General features: G+C 33.2%; 24 protein-coding genes and 1 pseudogene. 19 read left to right on the forward strand and 6 right to left on the reverse strand.

The genetic code is table 11. The features are described 5' to 3' along the window. The first annotated feature begins 118 nt into the window (after positions 1-118). From ACLGLP_RS04895 to ACLGLP_RS04930, 8 genes and pseudogenes are all read left to right on the forward strand, one after another. Complete coding sequence (locus ACLGLP_RS04895) at positions 119-550, forward strand: hypothetical protein (RefSeq protein WP_492112165.1); 432 nt, start codon at positions 119-121, stop codon at positions 548-550. A 33-nt stretch (positions 551-583) separates the two neighbouring features. After that, positions 584-1,807, forward strand: a complete 1,224-nt coding sequence (locus ACLGLP_RS04900) for a 2,3-bisphosphoglycerate-independent phosphoglycerate mutase (protein WP_492112166.1) — start codon at positions 584-586, stop codon at positions 1,805-1,807. Between the two features lie 139 nt (positions 1,808-1,946). Continuing rightward, positions 1,947-2,381 carry a TonB-system energizer ExbB gene (gene exbB / locus ACLGLP_RS04905; protein ID WP_492112167.1) on the forward strand — a complete coding sequence of 145 codons (435 nt, stop codon included), beginning with the start codon at positions 1,947-1,949 and terminating at the stop codon, positions 2,379-2,381. After that, a complete protein-coding gene (locus tag ACLGLP_RS04910; protein WP_492112168.1) occupies positions 2,362-2,742 on the forward strand; it encodes an ExbD/TolR family protein in 381 nt (126 codons plus the stop codon). The genes exbB and ACLGLP_RS04910 overlap by 20 nt, the downstream gene beginning before the upstream one ends. Beyond that, positions 2,739-3,563 carry an energy transducer TonB gene (locus ACLGLP_RS04915; RefSeq protein WP_492112169.1) on the forward strand — a complete coding sequence of 275 codons (825 nt, stop codon included), beginning with the start codon at positions 2,739-2,741 and terminating at the stop codon, positions 3,561-3,563. Before ACLGLP_RS04910 ends, ACLGLP_RS04915 begins: the two co-directional genes overlap by 4 nt. A gap of 61 nt (positions 3,564-3,624) precedes the next feature. Next, entirely contained in the window at positions 3,625-4,002 is a 378-nt protein-coding gene (locus ACLGLP_RS04920) for a CGGC domain-containing protein (protein WP_492112170.1), read from the forward strand. 59 nt (positions 4,003-4,061) lie between these two features. Beyond that, positions 4,062-4,423 (forward strand): annotated as a pseudogene (locus ACLGLP_RS04925) (NAD-binding protein). An 84-nt stretch (positions 4,424-4,507) separates the two neighbouring features. After that, positions 4,508-5,044 (forward strand): NAD-binding protein, encoded by a 537-nt coding sequence (locus ACLGLP_RS04930; RefSeq protein ID WP_492112171.1) that lies wholly within the window; start codon positions 4,508-4,510, stop codon positions 5,042-5,044. A 156-nt stretch (positions 5,045-5,200) separates the two neighbouring features. On the opposite strand, the gene ACLGLP_RS04935 is transcribed toward ACLGLP_RS04930, so the two are convergent. Beyond that, entirely contained in the window at positions 5,201-5,407 is a 207-nt protein-coding gene (locus ACLGLP_RS04935; protein ID WP_492112172.1) for a hypothetical protein, read from the reverse strand. 310 nt (positions 5,408-5,717) lie between these two features. Between ACLGLP_RS04935 and ACLGLP_RS04940 the strand changes: the two genes are divergently transcribed. The 3 genes from ACLGLP_RS04940 to ACLGLP_RS04950 are packed head-to-tail and all read left to right on the forward strand — an operon-like array spanning position 5,718 to position 6,761. Continuing rightward, positions 5,718-5,918 (forward strand): potassium transporter TrkG, encoded by a 201-nt coding sequence (locus ACLGLP_RS04940; protein ID WP_492112173.1) that lies wholly within the window; start codon positions 5,718-5,720, stop codon positions 5,916-5,918. 55 nt (positions 5,919-5,973) lie between these two features. Beyond that, positions 5,974-6,417 carry a potassium transporter TrkG gene (locus tag ACLGLP_RS04945; protein WP_492112174.1) on the forward strand — a complete coding sequence of 148 codons (444 nt, stop codon included), beginning with the start codon at positions 5,974-5,976 and terminating at the stop codon, positions 6,415-6,417. Positions 6,418-6,431: 14 nt separating this feature from the next. Next, a complete protein-coding gene (locus ACLGLP_RS04950; protein ID WP_492112175.1) occupies positions 6,432-6,761 on the forward strand; it encodes a potassium transporter TrkG in 330 nt (109 codons plus the stop codon). Positions 6,762-6,833: 72 nt separating this feature from the next. Here ACLGLP_RS04950 and ACLGLP_RS04955 read toward each other — a convergent pair whose 3' ends face one another. Then, positions 6,834-7,277 carry a DUF488 domain-containing protein gene (locus ACLGLP_RS04955; protein ID WP_492112176.1) on the reverse strand — a complete coding sequence of 148 codons (444 nt, stop codon included), beginning with the start codon at positions 7,275-7,277 and terminating at the stop codon, positions 6,834-6,836. Positions 7,278-7,285: 8 nt separating this feature from the next. After that, positions 7,286-7,804 carry a flavin reductase family protein gene (locus ACLGLP_RS04960; RefSeq protein ID WP_492112177.1) on the reverse strand — a complete coding sequence of 173 codons (519 nt, stop codon included), beginning with the start codon at positions 7,802-7,804 and terminating at the stop codon, positions 7,286-7,288. Positions 7,805-7,900: 96 nt separating this feature from the next. On the opposite strand from ACLGLP_RS04960, the gene ACLGLP_RS04965 reads away from it, so the two are divergent. Continuing rightward, on the forward strand, positions 7,901-8,332 hold the full coding sequence (locus ACLGLP_RS04965; protein ID WP_492112178.1) for a PaaI family thioesterase: 432 nt from the start codon (positions 7,901-7,903) through the stop codon (positions 8,330-8,332). 10 nt (positions 8,333-8,342) lie between these two features. Here ACLGLP_RS04965 and ACLGLP_RS04970 read toward each other — a convergent pair whose 3' ends face one another. From ACLGLP_RS04970 to ACLGLP_RS04980, 3 genes are read right to left on the reverse strand one after another with little or no spacing between them, the layout of a single operon-like run. Beyond that, a complete protein-coding gene (locus ACLGLP_RS04970) occupies positions 8,343-9,344 on the reverse strand; it encodes an RNA-guided endonuclease InsQ/TnpB family protein (RefSeq protein ID WP_492112179.1) in 1,002 nt (333 codons plus the stop codon). Positions 9,345-9,370: 26 nt separating this feature from the next. After that, positions 9,371-9,880 carry a hypothetical protein gene (locus ACLGLP_RS04975; RefSeq protein WP_492112180.1) on the reverse strand — a complete coding sequence of 170 codons (510 nt, stop codon included), beginning with the start codon at positions 9,878-9,880 and terminating at the stop codon, positions 9,371-9,373. Beyond that, positions 9,867-10,469, reverse strand: a complete 603-nt coding sequence (locus tag ACLGLP_RS04980) for an IS607 family transposase (RefSeq protein ID WP_492113732.1) — start codon at positions 10,467-10,469, stop codon at positions 9,867-9,869. Before ACLGLP_RS04980 ends, ACLGLP_RS04975 begins: the two co-directional genes overlap by 14 nt. A 168-nt stretch (positions 10,470-10,637) precedes the next feature. On the opposite strand from ACLGLP_RS04980, the gene ACLGLP_RS04985 reads away from it, so the two are divergent. The 7 genes from ACLGLP_RS04985 (at position 10,638) to ACLGLP_RS05015 (ending at position 18,077) form a co-directional block, all read left to right on the forward strand. Then, on the forward strand, positions 10,638-11,360 hold the full coding sequence (locus ACLGLP_RS04985; RefSeq protein WP_492112181.1) for a universal stress protein: 723 nt from the start codon (positions 10,638-10,640) through the stop codon (positions 11,358-11,360). Continuing rightward, the gene (locus ACLGLP_RS04990; protein WP_492112182.1) at positions 11,357-13,915 is read left to right on the forward strand and encodes a cation-translocating P-type ATPase; all 2,559 of its coding nucleotides are present in this window, start codon (positions 11,357-11,359) and stop codon (positions 13,913-13,915) included. Before ACLGLP_RS04985 ends, ACLGLP_RS04990 begins: the two co-directional genes overlap by 4 nt. Continuing rightward, positions 13,912-14,487 carry an ATP-dependent DNA ligase gene (locus ACLGLP_RS04995; RefSeq protein ID WP_492112183.1) on the forward strand — a complete coding sequence of 192 codons (576 nt, stop codon included), beginning with the start codon at positions 13,912-13,914 and terminating at the stop codon, positions 14,485-14,487. Before ACLGLP_RS04990 ends, ACLGLP_RS04995 begins: the two co-directional genes overlap by 4 nt. 2 nt (positions 14,488-14,489) lie before the next feature. Further along, entirely contained in the window at positions 14,490-14,996 is a 507-nt protein-coding gene (locus ACLGLP_RS05000) for a hypothetical protein (protein WP_492112184.1), read from the forward strand. Between the two features lie 38 nt (positions 14,997-15,034). Continuing rightward, positions 15,035-15,292 (forward strand): hypothetical protein, encoded by a 258-nt coding sequence (locus tag ACLGLP_RS05005; RefSeq protein ID WP_492112185.1) that lies wholly within the window; start codon positions 15,035-15,037, stop codon positions 15,290-15,292. Between the two features lie 483 nt (positions 15,293-15,775). After that, complete coding sequence (locus ACLGLP_RS05010) at positions 15,776-16,111, forward strand: hypothetical protein (protein WP_492112186.1); 336 nt, start codon at positions 15,776-15,778, stop codon at positions 16,109-16,111. Between the two features lie 40 nt (positions 16,112-16,151). Further along, complete coding sequence (locus tag ACLGLP_RS05015; protein WP_492112187.1) at positions 16,152-18,077, forward strand: EAL domain-containing protein; 1,926 nt, start codon at positions 16,152-16,154, stop codon at positions 18,075-18,077. Positions 18,078-18,081 lie beyond the last annotated feature (4 nt).

The raw sequence follows: 18,081 nt of genomic DNA on the forward strand, positions 1-18,081 counted from the left end.
AAGTTAAGACCAAATAGTTGCAATAATTGAATTTGTAATTTAAACTAAAATTAAAAACACTATGGCATATAAATGGCTTCCGCCATCAAAGACACACAAACCACTATGGGAGGGTATAATGGTTGAAAAAATAGAATTAGAAAACGGTTTAGTTTTAGAAATATGGAATTATTCAAGAAGACTTGCAGGCGATCGCTGGCTTGTTGGTTTTCTTGCTCAAATTGGAATTTCTCCTTCAGAAAAGGATTTTTCAAACCCTGAGTATTATAAAAAATTTCTTGAAAAAACTGATGGAAAAGTTTATTACCGCTATAGAAAAGAAAGACACTTTGTCCCTGAAGATGCAGTATCTACCATATTTTCTAACATGAAAGAAAACTTTTTAAAAGCAGCTCTTATCTACCTTTCTCATGCTGATTTCAAAGAAAGGCTTATTAAGCACGAAGTAGCTCAGTTTGAAAAAAAGATGGACTGGGAAGAGGAAATCAGAAAAAAAGACGAAGAAACAGAAAGACTTGAAGAAATCTGGAAAGATAGAAAAACTTTTTAAAAGTCTTTAAACTAAATTTGAGAGGTTTTAAAAATGGAAATTCTTAAAACTCTTCTTAAAAAAAGTAATTCCAAAATTCTTTTGCTTGTTCTTGATGGAGTAGGAGATTTACCCCTTAAAGAAGGAAAAACCCCACTTGAATATGCTAAAACTCCCAATTTGGACAGTTTAGCCAAAAAATCTGCCCTCGGACTTCACATTCCTGTTGATTACGGAATTACCCCTGGAAGCGGACCAGGACATCTTGGTATTTTTGGCTACGATCCTCTGAAAATAAACATAGGAAGGGGAGTACTTGAAGCTCTTGGAGTAGGACTTGAACTAAAAGAAACGGATGTTGCTATAAGAGGTAATTTTGCTACGGTAAAGTATGAAAACAGTATTCCGGTTGTTGTTGATAGAAGGGCAGGGCGTATTCCAACAGAAGAAAATAAAAGGCTTATTAGCTATCTTTCAGAAAATATCAAAAAAATAGAAGATGCTGAAGTAATTTTAAAATCCGGAATGGAGCATAGATTTGTTGTGGTTTTCAGATTTCCTTATAAGGTTTCTCAGGAGGTAGAAACCATAAATGATACAGATCCTCAGGTAGTGGGGAAAACTCCACTTAAGCCTTCTGGAAAAGGTGAAATGGCTGAAAAGGTTTCAAGGATTGCCGAAATTTTTTCTCAGAAAGTAGCAGAACTTTTAAAAAATGAGCCAAAGGCTAATTATGCCCTTTTGAGGGGATTTTCTGTAAAACCAGATCTCGAAACTTTTGAAGAAAGATTTGCTTTAAAAGCCTGTTGTATTGCTACATATCCAATGTATAAAGGACTTGCAAGTCTTGTTGGAATGAAACTTATTAATTTTGAAGGAATGGACATAAAAGACGAGGTTGAAGCTTTAAAAAAAGAGTGGAATAATTTTGACTTCTTTTTTGTCCACATTAAAAAAACTGATTCAGCAGGTGAGGACGGGAATTTTGAGCTAAAAGTAAAGATAATAGAGGAATTTGATAAATATTTGCCTGAAATTTTAGAGCTAAAACCAGATGTCATTTGTATAACAGGAGACCATTCAACCCCCTGCATTTTAAAATCTCATTCCTGGCATCCAGTTCCTGTTCTTATAAATTCTCCTTATGTTCTTGGAGGCACCTCAGAAAGATTTACGGAAAGGGAGGCTCTAAAAGGGGAGCTTGGCATATTTTACGCTTACAAGCTTATGCCCCTTCTCTTAGCTCACGCAGGAAGACTCAAAAAATATGGCGCTTAGCCTTAATCTACCACATCGTAGTAGTAAATTTCTACTGCTACGATGTGGTAGATGGTATTGACAAAATTAAAGTTTTGGATTAAAGAGTTTTCTGATAATGTCACAAATTTAAAAATTTTATAAAATTAGGTGAAAGTTTATGGAATACCTAAAATTGATAATTGATTACGGAATTATAGGTTTTCTTATCCTTTTAAGCATTATTTCTATTGCCGTAGCAATAGAAAGAGTAGGGTATTACAAAAAGGTAGATGTTTTAAAGTTTTCAAGTGTAAAAGAGCTTGAAACTGACTTAACAAGAGGACTTTACATAATAGCTACCATTGGTGCTAATGCTCCCTATATTGGGCTTCTCGGAACTGTTCTTGGAATAATGCTTACCTTTTACACCATAGGGCAGGAAGGGCTTGTTGATAGCAAAAAAATAATGGTAGGACTTGCCCTTGCTCTAAAAGCTACAGCAGTGGGACTCCTCGTTGCTATTCCATCAGTTGCGCTCTATAACTATCTTTTAAGAAAGGTTAAAGAAAAAATTGCGCTCTGGGAGATAGTAAATGGAAGAAAGGGAAATTGATTACATAAATGTGATTCCATTAGTTGATATAATGCTTGTTCTTTTAACCATCGTTCTTACTACAGCAACTTTTATCGTTCAGGGAAGTATTCCTGTGAGACTTCCAACAGCTAAAAATGCTGAGGTAAAAAATATCAAAAGTTTTCAGATAAACATTACTGAAAAAGGAGATGTATTTTTTGAAGGAAAAAAGTTAGAGCTTTCAGAACTTGAAGAAATTGTTAAAAACTTGGATAGAGAGGCACAAGTTTCCATACTTGCTGATAAAGCTTCTAAAGTTCAAACTCTGGTTTCTGTTCTTGACATACTGAAAAAATACGAAATTAAAAGAGTGGTAATTAAAACAGAATTGATAAGATGATAAAGTTAAGAGCCTTTTTGTGCTCTCTTTTTATACACATTTTCTTTTTAACGGCAGTTGCAGGATTATTAAAGCTTAACGCAGAAACTTCTGCAAAGTATATAGAAATAGACCTTTCTTTAGCAAGCCTTGCCAATTTATCCCAAGCTACTTCTAATAAAGCTACTTCTAATAAGGAAAATGTAAAATTAGAAACGAAAAATCAAGTAAAAAATTTAAAAGTTACAAAGATACCTGAAAAGGCATTAAAACAAGATTCTGTTGTAAAAAATACTTCAATTACTCCCAAGGAAGAAAGGGTTGAGGAGGTTATTTCAAAAGAAGTGGTAAAAGAAGTGGTAAAACCTTTACATGCAGAGGACAAAGGAAGTGTTCAAAAAGGAGAGGGGGAAGGAAAGTTTAAGAATATTGGTATGATTAGGGAAGGGGGGTTTAGTAGGGAAGAAGGGGGAAGCGGGGAGGTTGACAGAAGCGGGAAAGGAGGAGACGGAAGCGAGAAAGGAGGGGGAGGAAGTAGTTATAATTTAGAAAAATTAAGAGAGAAATATCTTTTGGAGAAGCTTTCTATTATTTCAAAGATGGTGCAAAACAACATAAGTTATCCTTATATTGCAAGGAAAATGGGATGGGAAGGAAAGGCAGTGGTCTCTTTTGTTCTAACAAAGGAGGGTAAAATCAACTTTTTGAGTATAGAAAAATCTTCTGGATATGAGATTCTTGATAAAAATGCAATGGAAACCATTAAAAAGACTTCAAAATACTTTCCTTTGCCTCCTGTTGATGTCAAAATCAAACTTCCCATTTCATATAAGCTTGAATAAAAATTTCCATTGATTAATTAAATGAAAAAATAATTTTAAAACAACCTTTAGGAGGTGGATTATGAAAAAGGTTGTAATTGTAAAATGCAAAATGATTAGTGATCAAAATTTGTGTCCTGGAGATGCAAAGTGCTTTGTTGCTATGCTTCGTAAAGAGGGAGAATTTGCAAGATACAAAGATGAAGGCGCTCATATTATTGGAATTGTAGATTGTGGAGGCTGTGAGGGGAATAAAAACAGAGTAGTTTGTAGTTTGGCTCTTCTAAAACTTCAGTTATCAGCTTTAAATGAAAAACCAGATGTAGTGCATGTTGGAACATGTATTATAAAGTTCTGTAAAAGAAAAGATGATCTTATTGAAGCAATTAAAGAAAAAGCAGGTGTTGAAGTAGTGGAAGGAACACATTCATACGCTCCCCCTACAATTTTTGGAAGCTAATTTTTAAAAAATCCGCTTAAATTTGAGTTAATTCAAAAAGATATTTTATACAAGTTATTATTGTTGGTGCAGGAAAGGTAGGGTATAATATTGCAAAATTTTTAGTTTATGAAGGAATTGATGTAGTTGTAATAGATAGAGATGGGGAGAAATTAAGAAGAATTTCTGAAGAGCTTGACATTGCAACTATAGAAGGAGAGGGAAGTGATCCAAATGTTTTTAAAGAGCAGGAGCAAAAAACGCAGATATTCTTATTGCAGTTACTAATAGTGATGAAACAAACATGATAGCTTGTTTGCTTGGTAAAGCTATGTTTAATGTCAGGAGAAGAATTGCAAGAATTAGAAATCCAGATTATTTCTTTAATAAAGAGCTTCTTGGGAAAAACTATCTTGATATAGATCCTGCAATAAATCCATAACTTGAAACAGCAAAGGCTATTTTAAGAATTTTAGAAATTCCTTTTGCTACAGAAGTTATAGAGGTTGAGGAAGGAAGGGTTGTTGTGGCAGGTTTCAAAATTCCACCCAAAAGCAAGGTGATTAACAGAGAACTTAAATATCTTAGAAACATAATTAATAAAGATTTTATTATCGGAGTGGTGAAAAGAGACGAAGAGGTTATAGTTCCAAGAGGAGAAGATGTGCTTTATGAAGGAGACATAGTTTATATCCCTTTAAAAAAAGAAGATGCAATGGATATAGCTCAGGCTTTTGAGATACCTGTTTTCCCTACTCAGAAGGTAATTATAGTTGGGGGAGGAAGAATTGGATACTACATTGCTAAGGCTCTTGAAGAAAAGGCAAGTGTAAAAATAATAGAAAAAAGTGAAGAAAAATGCAAATTTTTAAGTAAAAATTTAAAAAAAGCCCTTATTCTTCATGGAGATGGAACGGATAAGCAACTTTTAGTTGAGGAAAATATAAAAGATGTGGATGCTTATATTACAGTTTCAGGAAATGATGAAATGAACATAATGGGTGCTCTTCTTGTTAAAAAACTTGGAGCTAAAAAGGTTATAGCACTGGTTAAACAAGTCTGATTATATTCCTCTTGCTTATGAGCTTGGAGTTCACTCTGTTTTAAGTCCAAGGCTTTTAACTGCAAGTATAATATTAAGATATATAAGAAAAGGAGATGTTTTATCTTTAACCGCTATTGCAGAAAATAAAGTTGAAATAATGGAAGTTCTCAGAAGCTAAAAGTCATCTATTGTTGACAAAGTACTTAAAGACATTAAATTCCCCAAAAATGCTGTAATCGGAGCGATTATAAGAGGAGGAGAAGTAATAATACCTAAAGGAGAAGATATAATAAAAGAGGGAGATAAACTTATAATTTTTGCACTTAAAGAATCCATAAGGGATGTAGAAAAACTTCTTACATAAAATTCAAGAATGAACATCAAGATCGTTATCAATGTAGTTAGCTTAAGTATAATTATACTTTCTTTCTTTATGCTTCTTCCTCTTGGAGTAGTTTTCTTTTATAAAACATCTGAATACAGGGATTTTTCCTTTCTTTTTTTTAATTACTTTTGCTGCAGGGATTTTATTATAATTCTTAACAAGAAGATATAAATATGAGGAATTAAGATATAAAGAGGCTTTTGCAAGTGTAACCTTTTCCTGGATAAGTATAGCGTTTTTTTTTGTAGTCTACCTTATTTTTTAACAGGAGCTTTAAGCTCTTTTACAGATGCATATTTTGAGTCAATGTCAGGATTTACAGCAACTGGTGCAAGTGTGATTGCAGATGTAGAAAGTCTCTCAAGGGGCATTCTTTTTTGGAGAAGCTTAACTCAGTGGATAGGAGGAATGGGAATAATAGTTTTTGTACTTGCAGTTCTTCCAGTTTTGGGAACTGGAGGAATGCAGCTTTTTAAAGCAGAAGTTTCCTGGTGTTACCGTAGATAAGTTAAAGCCAAGAATTGTAGATACTGCTAAAATTTTGTGGATTATTTATGCAAGTGTGACTTTAATAATAGCAGGGGCTTATATATTATGTGGAATGAGTATTTATGACGGCATCTGCCATGCCTTTACTGCCATTTCTACAGGAGGTTTTTCTACTAAAAATGCCAGTTTAGCAGGATTTAATAATCCCTTGATTGAATATGTAGGAATAATAGGAATAGTATGCGGAAGTATTAATTTTACCCTTTACTTTTATTTAGCAAAAATGGATTTTTCTAAAGTTTTTAAAAATGAAGAATTAAAATTTTATCTGTTATTTGTTTTCGTAGTTTCTCTGTTAGTGATTTTTAATCTTTATTTTACAGGTATTTATTCATCTTTTGAAAAATCTGTTAGATATGGATTATTTCAGGTTGTAACTTTTATTACAACTACTGGATATGCTACAGCTGATTATACAAAATGGAGTTCTTTTTCTCAAATTAGATTCTATTTCTGATGTATTTAGGTGGAATGGTTGGATCAACTGCAGGAGGAATAAAACAGCTTCGCTTTTGCGTAATATTAAAACAAATCTATTCTCAATGTTTTCATTTAATTCATCTTAAGGCTGTTACTGCAATTAAAATAAGTGATAAAACTATAGAGTCTGAAATTGTTGCAAGTATATTTTCTTTTGCCTTATTATCTTTATTTGTGTGGATTGTTGCAAGTGTCATTCTTACTTTTTCTGGGTTAGATATAATCACTGCGTTTTCTACAACCATTTCAGCCTTAAGCAGTGTTGGTTCAGGTCTTGGGAAAGCTGGACCTTTATATACTATGCTCCTTTTCTCACTTTAGCCAAATGGATTCTTATCTTTTGTATGCTTGTTGGAAGGCTTGAATACTATACCGTTTTAATTCTTCTTATTCCTATTTTCTGGAAAAAATAAATGCAATTTTTGGTTTCCACAGCTTATTTTTTTCAATAATGTGTATAACTTCAATTCCTAATTCTTCCAAAGCTCTTGCTATAAATCTTCTGTGACATCTCCAGGGAAATTTTTCGGCACATATCATGCAGGTCAGTTCTCTTTTAGCAACCTCTATAAGTTTTTTTAGAGCAGACTCAAAAGCTTCTGTTTTCATGTAATTCTCATAGTTTTCAATTCTATAACCTCCGAGATCATCAAAGTGATAATATGAGATTCCACTTTCAGGCAAAATTTTTGCAAGATTTTCTTTTTTAAAATGTGGGAATCTCTGAGAAGTTGCCCATCTTCTAACATCAGCAACAGCTTGAATTTTATAGAATTTTAAAATTTCAAGAAATTCTTCCAGAGTTCTGTTAGAGGTTCCAAGTGTGTAAATTTGCATTCTAAAATTTACTTTGGAAAGTAAAGTTTTTTAGAGGAAAAAGTAAAAGCCTTTCCACCTTTGTGAAGCGGAAGTCTCCAAAACTCTTTATATCCATATTCATCAAAATCTCTTGCATCCCAGTTTTTAACCTCACCTATGTAAAACATTACTTCTCCCACTTCAACTTCTTCTATTACTTTGCATTCAAGAACTGCAAGAGCATTTTCAAGAAGAGGCACACTTAAAATTTTACCTTTTTTAACTTTTATACTGAATTTTTCAACTTTATTTATTTCCTTTCCACTTGATGTACCAACTTTCCAGATAAGCTCAATATCCTCTGTTATGTTTACTGAAAATTCTTTATATTTCTGAATAAGCCTATGGGTAAAGTGCCCTTTATCACAGGCAAAACCAAGTGCTGGAATATCTTCAGCAATAGGAGTAATCCAAGAGCATGCCATAAAATTTACTTCTTCTTTTTCTACATTTCCACTTCCTATAACGACAACTGGTCTTGGATGAAGGGTTCTGTAAAATTTCATAACCCCCTCCAATTTCAAGTTTATAAAAGATTTACAAAAATTATATAACAGTTAAAATTATTGGTCAAATTAAAAATGCTATGTGGGAGGATTCAAATGGAGAAAAAGATTTATGAAAGAGTAAAAGAATACATTTATAGTAGAGATAAACTTTTTGAATTTCTTGGAGCAAAAGTTACAGATATGGGAGAGGGAGTAGCAGAAGTTGAAATGGAGGTTAAAGAAACCCATTTAAATGCTGCTAATGTATGTCAGGGAGGGGTTATTTTTACTTTAGCAGATCTTGCCTTTGCCCTTGCCTCAAATTCCTATGGTACTCTGGCGCTGGCTATAAATGCAAATATAACTTATATAAAATCTGCTAAGGTGGGAGAAAAACTTGTAGCGAAAGCCCAGGAATTTCACAGAGGGAAAAACTTGGCAACCTATCATATAACTGTTACTAAAAAGGATACAGGAGAAAAAGTGGCATTTTTTGAAGGCATGGTATATCGTTTTGATAAACCCATTTTTCAGGAAGGTATCTGAGAACTGAAAATTAAGAACAAAATGTATTTAAATAATTAGATTTTTCAGCTCTCAGACTCAACCCTGCGGGAGATATACTTTCCCGCCTACTATCCCCTATCCCTGTTATTAACAGGGACTCAGGGATTACTTTGAAAAACAAGTCCATCAGTTTCAATCTTACAGGATTACAAAGCTTAACAAATAGAACTTTCAGGTTATCGTAAAACTCAAGTTTCGGGAGCTTTGCTCCCTTTCTGAGAGTATTTAAAGCTCCCACAAGATCTGCATGAAATACTTTATTCAAAATTTTGTCCTTAAAAAGATTTCCTTTTCTTTCTCCTTTAAAGTCTTTTGTTTCTTGAACTTTTTCTATATCTGTAAAAGGTGAAGTTTTAGAAGTATAAGATTCGTCCACTTCCACAACTTCCATTCCAAGTTCTTGTGCCTTGTATTTAATTAATTCTATCAATCTCCTGAAGGGTATAAATACAAAAGCTTGATTAGTTTTTCTTCCAAGATTTATTCCGTTCTTGCTTTCCAATGCACTTTTGCCTATGTAAATTACCTTGTGTCCTGTTTCGTAAAGTAAATCTACCAATTTTCTTGCAATCCTGTGAAATTGAGTATCTATCCATCTTTTTCTATAAGCGGATAAAACTTTGCTTTTTATCTCAAGTTCATGTAGTTTTCTTTTTAAGTGATTTAAGTCTTCTTTTCCATAATTTATTTCGTTTTTCAGTTCATTTTTCAGGCAATCCATTTGACTTTGAAGTTTTGCCTTCTTTTTGTTAAACCACTGGTTGAAAGCCTTGATTTCTCTTCCAGAGACTATGAAGCTTTTTAGTTCTGGATTTTCCGAAACTACCGATAAAAGCTCATCAAGTCCTACATCTATTCCTACCTTGAAGTTGCCTTTAGATTGTTTAGTCTCTAGAGAACACTCATACACGGCATCCACGTACAGGTCATCACCAAAAAACTTAAGCCTGACTGAGCTTACTCTGTAAGGAAAGTCTCTGGGAAGTTTCACTTTCAAATACTTTCCTTCTCTTAGTCTTATGAGAAGATAATTTTTTCTTGCTTGAAAATATTCGCGTTGGCTTCTACAGAAAAGTTCATTAAGAATCTCAGTTTTTTAGGTTTCGGAGGTTGAGGAACCCCTGTAAATCTTGATGGGTCTATGCTAAACTTCTTAAGAGCTTTGAAATAGCTTTTAAAATCCTTTATAACCTGTCTTATAACTGATTGAATAAGTGGCGCATTTCCAGCTTTTTTCTTTTGAGGTTTTAATTTGTCTAAAAATTCCGCCAATTCTCTGTTAATACTTATGCTTTCCAGAACTTTTTCAAGGTCCGTTTTATACTTGCCTGTATAACCGTTTTCTGTAAGCAAACCGTAAAGGACAGATTGATTTAGAAGAGTTTCTTTGAAAATAAGCCTGTACTTGTTTATAAGAATTATAAGCAAATTCTTGAAGTGTAAAAGATCATAAAGAAGTCTTCTAACCTTCTGCTTTCTTTCTTTTCCAGAAATCCTTATTGTGAGAACTTTCTTAACTGATGACATCCTCCACGATCTTCCTGAGTTTTCTTCTGTTTGAATAATACTTCATAGAGAAGGAGTGAAGTAGAGTTGTTATCTCTTCTATTATTTCCTCAACATCCTTCTTTTCGTTGGTGTAGTCATTGATAACAACTATCTGAGTTCCGAATCTTGCGAAAAGGTTTTCAAAAAAGTTAAATCCCACCCTTGTGAGTCTGTCTTTGTAGGTCACCACAACCTTCTCTATTCTGTAACTCAAAATCTCGTTCAAGAGTGCCTGAAAGTCCTTTCTTGCATCAAAGTTAAGAGCAGAAGCTACATCCTTATAAACTCCATCTATTCTCCAGCCTCTTGCTACGCAGAAGTTCTTGGCAAGTTCTATCTGGTTTATAAGGTCTTGCTTTTGTTTCGGAGAGTTCACTCTTGCGTAGATTACGATTTTCCTCTCCCGCGGTTTTCCCATAGTCTCTAAGAGGTATCTATAAACGCTCTCCTCATCGTATTCGTATCTTCCGTTGGGAAGCCTAATGGCTTTTATCTTTCCTCCTTTTCTGAGTCTTCTTAGTGTGCTTCTTGAAATTCTTAAAACTTCCATTACTTCTTTTGGTTTCATGATACAAATAATATAATCAAACAACTATATTATGTCAAAAATGGACTAAAAATTTTGACTATAAGTTATAATGTTCATAAAAATTAGCCTTTAATTTATCAATTGACTTTTGAGGCTCTCTGTGTAAAAATTGTGGATATAGAGAGAAAGAAAAGAGCTTATTTTTAAATGTTTAAAAGAATTCTTGCGTTAGTTGATGAAAAAATAACCTCAGAAGTTTCAGCCCGTTATGCCTTAAAGTTTGCTAAAATTAATAATGCTTTTTTTCTTATCTGTCTTATTCATAAAAAGGGAACTCAGTTTGAAAGATCTGAACAAATTCTGCAAAAAATATTTCTTGAGGCTGAAAAAATAAAAATTAAGACCCAAGGTATTATAAAAACAGGAGATAAATTTGAGGAATTAAAAGAAATCATTAAAAAAGAAAATGTTGAAATTGTATTTTTGCCTGATGAGAATTTGAGAAAAATCTTTGAACTTCCTTGCTCAGTTGTAAATGTTAAAATCGTTAATCTTGGTAAGATACTTCCCAAAAAAATCCTTTTGATCTTAAAAGGAAAAATATCTCAAATAAAAGAAAAAGCCACTTTTCTTGAAAATATAGCTAAAATTTTTCACGCAAAGTTTATTATAAATTACTTTGGAAATGATAAAGACATAGAAAATTTTTTTTCGATTTTAAAAGACCAAGGAATAAAATTTGAGAGCAAAATCTTTCCTAAGTTTTCTTACAAAACAGCCGTATTTCAGGCTTTATCAAAGAAGGTGGGACTTGTTTTGATAGAGATAGAAAAGCCAAAGGTTTTTAAGTTTTTAAAATCAGATTACGAAAAGTTTATTGAAAATCCGCCTTGTAATTTAATAACCTTCAGGCTCTACCAAAAAGAATGAGAATAAACGAAATTTCAAAAGAAGAAGTTTTCAAATTACTTGGCACATCAGAGGATGGGCTAAAAGAGGAAGAAGCAAGGCAAAGACTTTTGCACTTTGGTTTTAATGAGATAAAAGAGCTTCGCAAAGGTTCATTAATTTTTAAGTTTTTAAATCAGTTAACTCACTTTCTTGCTATAATTCTATGGCTTGCAGCTTTGCTTGCTTTCATTTCTGATTACCTCAATCCTGGCGAGGGAATGCGTCATCTTGGTTTTGCAATTATTGGAGTAATCTTTATAAATGCTATTTTTGCATTTGTTCAGGAATACAAAGCAGAAAAGGCTATTGAAAAACTGAGGCAGATGCTTCCTTTTTATGTAAAAGTAATAAGAGAAGGGAAGGAAAAGGAAATTCCTGCAAGAGAGCTCGTTCCAGGAGATTTAATTATTTTATCTGAAGGAGATAAAGTTCCAGCAGATGCAAGGGTAATTGAATCTCACAGCCTTACTGTTAATAACGCTCCCTTAACAGGAGAATCTATCGCAGTTACTTTAACTGATGAGCCTGACACCGGAGAACTAATCGAAAGTAAAAACATAGCCTTTGCAGGTGCAACAGTTGTTTCAGGAAATGGGAAGGCTGTTGTTTTTGCTACAGGAATGTCAACAGAGTTTGGAAGAATTGCAAGTCTTACAGAAACTGTTCAGGTTCAGCAAACCCCTCTTCAAAGAGAAATTGCAAAAACATCAAAAATTATCGCTTTTTTTGCTACTTCCATTGGATTACTCTTTTTTGTTATAGGGCATATCATTGGAAGAAGTTTTTGGGATAATTTTATTTTTGCTATTGGCGTAATTGTTGCCCTTGTCCCGGAGGGAATGCTTCCTACTGTTACTCTCTCACTTGCTATTGGAAGTCAGAGAATGCTTAAAAGAAAGGCACTTATAAAAAAATTAACCTCAGTTGAAGCTCTTGGTTCAATAACAGTTATATGCACTGATAAAACAGGAACAATCACTCAAAATAAAATGGAAGTAAAAAAACTTTGGACCTTTGATTCCAAAGCCGTTGATATGCTTATAAAAATTGCCTATCTCTGCAATAATGCTAAATTCGTTGATAATCAGTATAAAGGTGAGCCAACAGAAGTAGCACTTTTAAAGTATGTTAGAGAAAATTTTGGAGATTTTGAATCTAAAAGACTTTTTGAGATTCCTTTTGATTTTGAAAGAAAAAGAATGACAACAGTAAATCTGATTGACGGTATTAAGCTTTCTCTTACAAAAGGTGCTGTTGAGACTGTTTTTCCTTTGTGTAAGTATGCTCTTATAAATGGCGAAAAAGTAATTCTAAATGATGAATTGACAGAAAAAATTCGTACTTCTTATACAGCTTTAATGGATGAGGGACTAAGGGTTTTATGCTTTGCCTATTCAGAAGAGCCAGAAAAAGATATGGTATTTGTTGGGCTTGCCGGACTTGAGGATCCACCAAGACTAGAGGTAAAAGAAGCTATAAAAAAGTGTCATGAAGCAGGTATAAGGATAATTCTCATTACAGGAGATGCAAGTAGAACTGCTCTTGCCATAGCTAAGGAAATAGGGCTTGTAAGGGAAAATCCAATAATAATTGAGGGAGAAGAATTTCACAAAATAAGTGATAGAGAGCTTAAAGAAAGGCTTTCTCAAAAAGAGATAATTTTTACGAGAATGACCCCAAAAGACAAGTTGAGAATTGTAACACTTTTACAGGAATTGGGAGAAAGGGTTGCTGTTACAGGAGATGGAGTAAATGATGCTCCAGCATTAAAAAAAGCTGACATAGGTGTTGCCATGGGAAGTGGAACTGATGTAGCTAAAGAATCTGCTGAAATGATTCTTCTTGATGACAACTTTGCAACCATAGTTAGTGCAATTGAAGAGGGAAGGGCAATTTATGAAAACATACGAAAGTTTATTTCTTACTTTTTTACTTCTAATGTAGCAGAGCTTGTACCCTATCTTGCTTATGCAATTTTCAGAATCCCCTTACCTTTAACAATTATGCAGATTTTATCTATTGACCTTGGAACTGATATACTTCCTGCTCTTGCTCTTGGGGTGGAAAAACCTACTAAAGAGGTTATGAGAAAACCGCCAAGAAGTCCAAAAGAGAGGCTTTTAAATCTTGGGCTTCTTTTAAGAGTCTTTTTGTTTTTGGGACCGATTGAAGCTACCGCAGGACTTTTTGGGTTTTTCTATGTTTTAAACCACACTCATCTTTATCTGCAAGCTACCACTGCCTGTCTTACAGGTATCGTTATAGCTCAGGTTGCAAATGCTTTTGCCAATCGCTCTTTTGAAGAATCTGTCTTTAGCATAGGAATGTTTTCAAATAAATTTCTCTTAGTAGGAATTGCCTTTGAAATCGCCCTGCAACTTTTTATTGTTTATCATCCAATTGGGAATAAAATATTTTCAACTTATCCAATTTCTTTAGAGGTCTGGCTTATTTTGATACCCTTTGCAGTTTTGCTTCTTTTAGCAGAAGAAACGAGAAAATTTATAAAAAATAAGTTAAAATTAAAATTATGAAAATTTCTCCCATATTTCCTATGCAACCAATTCCATATTTTGGAGAAAAATTAGAAGGAGAATGGATTTTCGAACCTAAAATAGATGGATGGAGACTTCAAATAATAAAGTATGAAGATGGCAGAATTGAATTTTGGGGAAGAAGACTTGAAAAACACCCTAACTGGACAAAAAATCTCTTCTATCTCATTCCTTACTTAAAAGAACTTCCTCCAGGTACTTTACTTGACAGTGAACTTTATTCTACAAAAGGTAGGAGAGGGATTCCCTCTGTAATGGCAAAAACAGGGCTTGCAAAACCTGTAATTTATGTTTTTGATGTGGTATATTTTAAAGGAGAATTTGTAGGAAATAAACCACTAAGAGAAAGGAAATTTTTGTTAAAAGAAATTACATTAAATCCGCCATTTTATTTTTTAGAATATAAAATTTTAGAAAACTGGGAAACTGCCTTAAAAGAGTGTTTAGAAAAGGGATTTGAAGGTATAGTTATAAAAAATCTTGATTCGCCATACTTAGTTTCTGAATCAGCACCTATTGCTACGCATTACTGGAGAAAGATTAAGGGATAAAGATGATAGGAAGATTTCAAGTAATGGCAACATTGCAGGCAGCAAGGGCTTACGTTTTAGGTTATTCTATTGATGAGGCAAAAAGCTTTGGTTTAAATAGAGCCATTTTTTATGCTGCTGCAAAGAAGGGATTTAAATCCCACAGACTTTTAAAAGAAATAAAGCTTCCTAAATGGAAGCTAATTCGCAAGTTTCCAAAAAAGGACATCAGTGAAATAGAAAAAAGTTTTTCCATAGAAAGACTGGGGGATGAAATGGCTTATTGTGTGAAAATAGAAGATAAAAAATTTTTCTTAATAGGGGATGACATACAAACTCCAGAGGATTTTGAAAAACAGGTTGAAGCAAGGTTTAAAGGCAAATTTGAAGAGGCATGGAAAGAGGCATTAGAAATTGTTAAAAGTTACGACAAAGGTGTTCTTCTTTCACAAAGATATTTTTATGAAGCTGTTTACAAACCAAGAAGAGACGAGCTTGCTCAAAAGTGGTCAGAAATGGTAAAATCTTGACCTGCTTGGTTGCACCTTATATCTTCATAGTTAGTTATATGAGTATTGCTTTAACAGTAAGTGCTGCATACAAGGAAATATGGGAAGAAAAAAAGCTTGCTGAAATTATTAAAAACCTCATCCCTCCTCAATCAGAGAGAATTTATGTCCTCTTTACCGAAGTTCCTCTTCCGCTTTTAATTCAATTCTGTTATTATAACAATATCTTCCTTGAACTTTTGAAAACCTATTATGAAAAGTTTATAAAGCCTATCTATAGAAATCAAGAACTTGAAGAATATTTATACGAAAAATAAAACTTTATGAATTTATTAAATTAAGACAAGTTAATATGCCTTTTTCATTGTTTCCCGAAATTTAACAGGAATACCTAATAATCTTGTAGAAATTGAAGGTTATAAAGTTCCTGTAGAGTCTGATATAGAAATCGTTGCCAAAAAAGTTTTTTATAAAGGTTTATCATTAAAATTAAGAGATATAATTGACATAGGAACAGTTTACAAAAATATGAGTATTACTTCCCAAACCTGTAGAAATCCTTTTTTAAAATCTCAATAGATTAAAAAAGAAATTGATGAAGAGAGTCTAAAAGAATTATCTCTTGAAAAAACAATAACATTAGAAGACTTTGTAAACTATGTTAAACTTACTGAAGAATTAATCAAGAAAGTGATGGAATTGTTGTAATGGAGGGGAAATTCTTTCAAAAATTCACCTTAAAACAGATTCTTTTTATTCTTTTTATTTTAACATTTATCCCGTGGTTACTGGGATTAATGTTGGGTGTTTACTATATTTATCCTCACATTAAAGAGGCAAGACTTCAGCTTAAAGCAGAAAAACATATCCCTCCCTTAGCTGAATTTGTCTGGAACTTACAGAGACATAGAGGTCGTTCTTATTTATATCTACTTCTTCCAGAGGGAGAAGAGAAGTCTTATGCAGAAAAGGAGGTTAAACAGATTGAAGGAAAGCTTGAAGAAATCTATAAAAAACTAGAAATCCTTTATCTTGAAGAGGCTGAAACAAAGGAGACTTTGAAAGCTCTGTGGGAAGCATACCAGTCTTTAAAAATTTCTCAATTTAAAGGCACTGCTGAAGAAAGTTTTTTTTAGCCATACTAAGCTTATAAATAAAGGTCTGCAACTTTTACAGATGGAAGGTGAAGCACATAAACTTTTTACAGAACCTGATTTGTATGTTAGAACTCTTGCTCAGGTAACTCTTATGGAAATGCCAAGATTTATTGAGTATATGGGAAGACTTAGAGCTATTAGTAGTGGGGCTATTGAAAAGGGTGGGCTTAGTGAGGAGGATAAAAAGCTTATACTCGGATATCTTGAAGAAATTGTCAGTTATAGAAAAAGCCTGCACTGGATTCTTGAAAATATAACTTTACCTCAAGAGACCATTATAATGTTCAGAAATGCGCAAGATTTACTTAATATGTTTATGTCCACCTTTAATGAATACTTTGCTAAGGATTTCAAAGTAAAAGGATTGAGAGGAACTGAATTTTTTAAATCTGCAACTTCAGTTATAGATGGATTTATTGAGTCCCATAAAGTGTTGTTGTATACCTCCTTAAAAATTATTAAAAATAAGAAAATCAGTTATTTTAAACGACTTACTTTACTCCTTTCAGGTCTATCTTTTGTTTTTATACTGACTACTCTGGGTTTTTATGTTTCTTACAGATATATAATTAGCAAATTGAAAGCAATCTCAGAGGGAGTAAAAAGGATTACGGAAGGAGACCATGCTTACAGGATAACTCTTGAAGGAAAAGATGAAATAGCAGAGACAGTAAAGGTTCTTAATCAGTCCCTGGATGAAATTTTCTTTCTTACCTTTTACGACAAAGTATCTTCGGCTCCAAACCGTCAAAAACTTCTTCTTGATATTCAAAAATTTTCGCATCCTGTTTTTATTTTAATAGACATCAATTTTTTCGGTGACATCAATTCTATATATGGTTATAAAGCAGGAGATAAAATTTTGAAAGAGCTTTACCAGAGGTTAAAGGAGGCTTTTAAGAGTGAGGCATACAGAGTGGGGGCAGATGAATTTGCTGTAGTATTTGAATTTCCTGAAAAAGAGAAAGAAGTCTCTGAAATTCTTACAAAAGAAATAAAAAATAGGCTTGAAAGTTTAATAAAAAGTCCTTTTCTTCTGGATGGAGAAAATATTTTACTTAATTTTACGGCAGTTGCTATCTGCGAATCAGTAGAAGGTGAGAGACTCCTCACAGATGCTTATACACTTCTTAATGAGGCTAAAGCAAGGAATGAGAGCTTTTTATACGAATACGAGCCTGAAGAAAGATTTCGAAAACTGCACGAGGAATCACTTTTCTGGTTAAAAAAATTTAGAAAAGCCCTTGAAGAGGATAGAATAGTTCCCTATTATCAGCCAATCTTTGATAATAAAACCAGAAAACCTGTTAAATTTGAAGCCCTTGTAAGGCTTATTGACGAAAATGGAGAAGTTGTAAGCCCGTTCAGGTTTTTATCTGTTGCCCAGAAAGCAGGATATGGTCCTAGATTAACTCAAATAATGTTAAATAAGGTTATTTCTGATTTTCGCTTTTTACCTTTTGAGGTTTCTGTAAACCTTTCTTATAGAGATTTTCTCTCTGAAGAACTGTTAAGTTTTATAGAAAAGGCTCTTGATGAGGATATTTCATCAAGGCTTGTTTTTGAATTTCTTGAAACTGAAGAAATTGGGAATCCAGAATTAGTTTTTTCAAAGCTAAAAGAATTTAAGAAAAAGGGAGTAAAAATAGCCATAGATGACTTTGGAAGTGGATATTCAAATCTTCAAAGGATTATTGAACTTAAAGTTGACTACATAAAAATTGATGCCTCTCTCATAAAGAAATTACCTCAAGATGAAAAGGTTTATTCTCTTGTTAAGGCTATTGTTAGCTTTGCAAAAGAGGCTGGGATTAAAACAATAGCTGAATTTGTGGCAGATGAAGAGATTTATCAGAAGGTTTGCGAAGTTGGTATTGATTATTCTCAGGGCTATTACTTTAGTCCACCTTTGCCTTTAAAAGATTTGAAAGCCTTTTTGAGTTAGTGAA

The organism is Caldimicrobium sp. SLHALR3 (assembly GCF_058692735.1).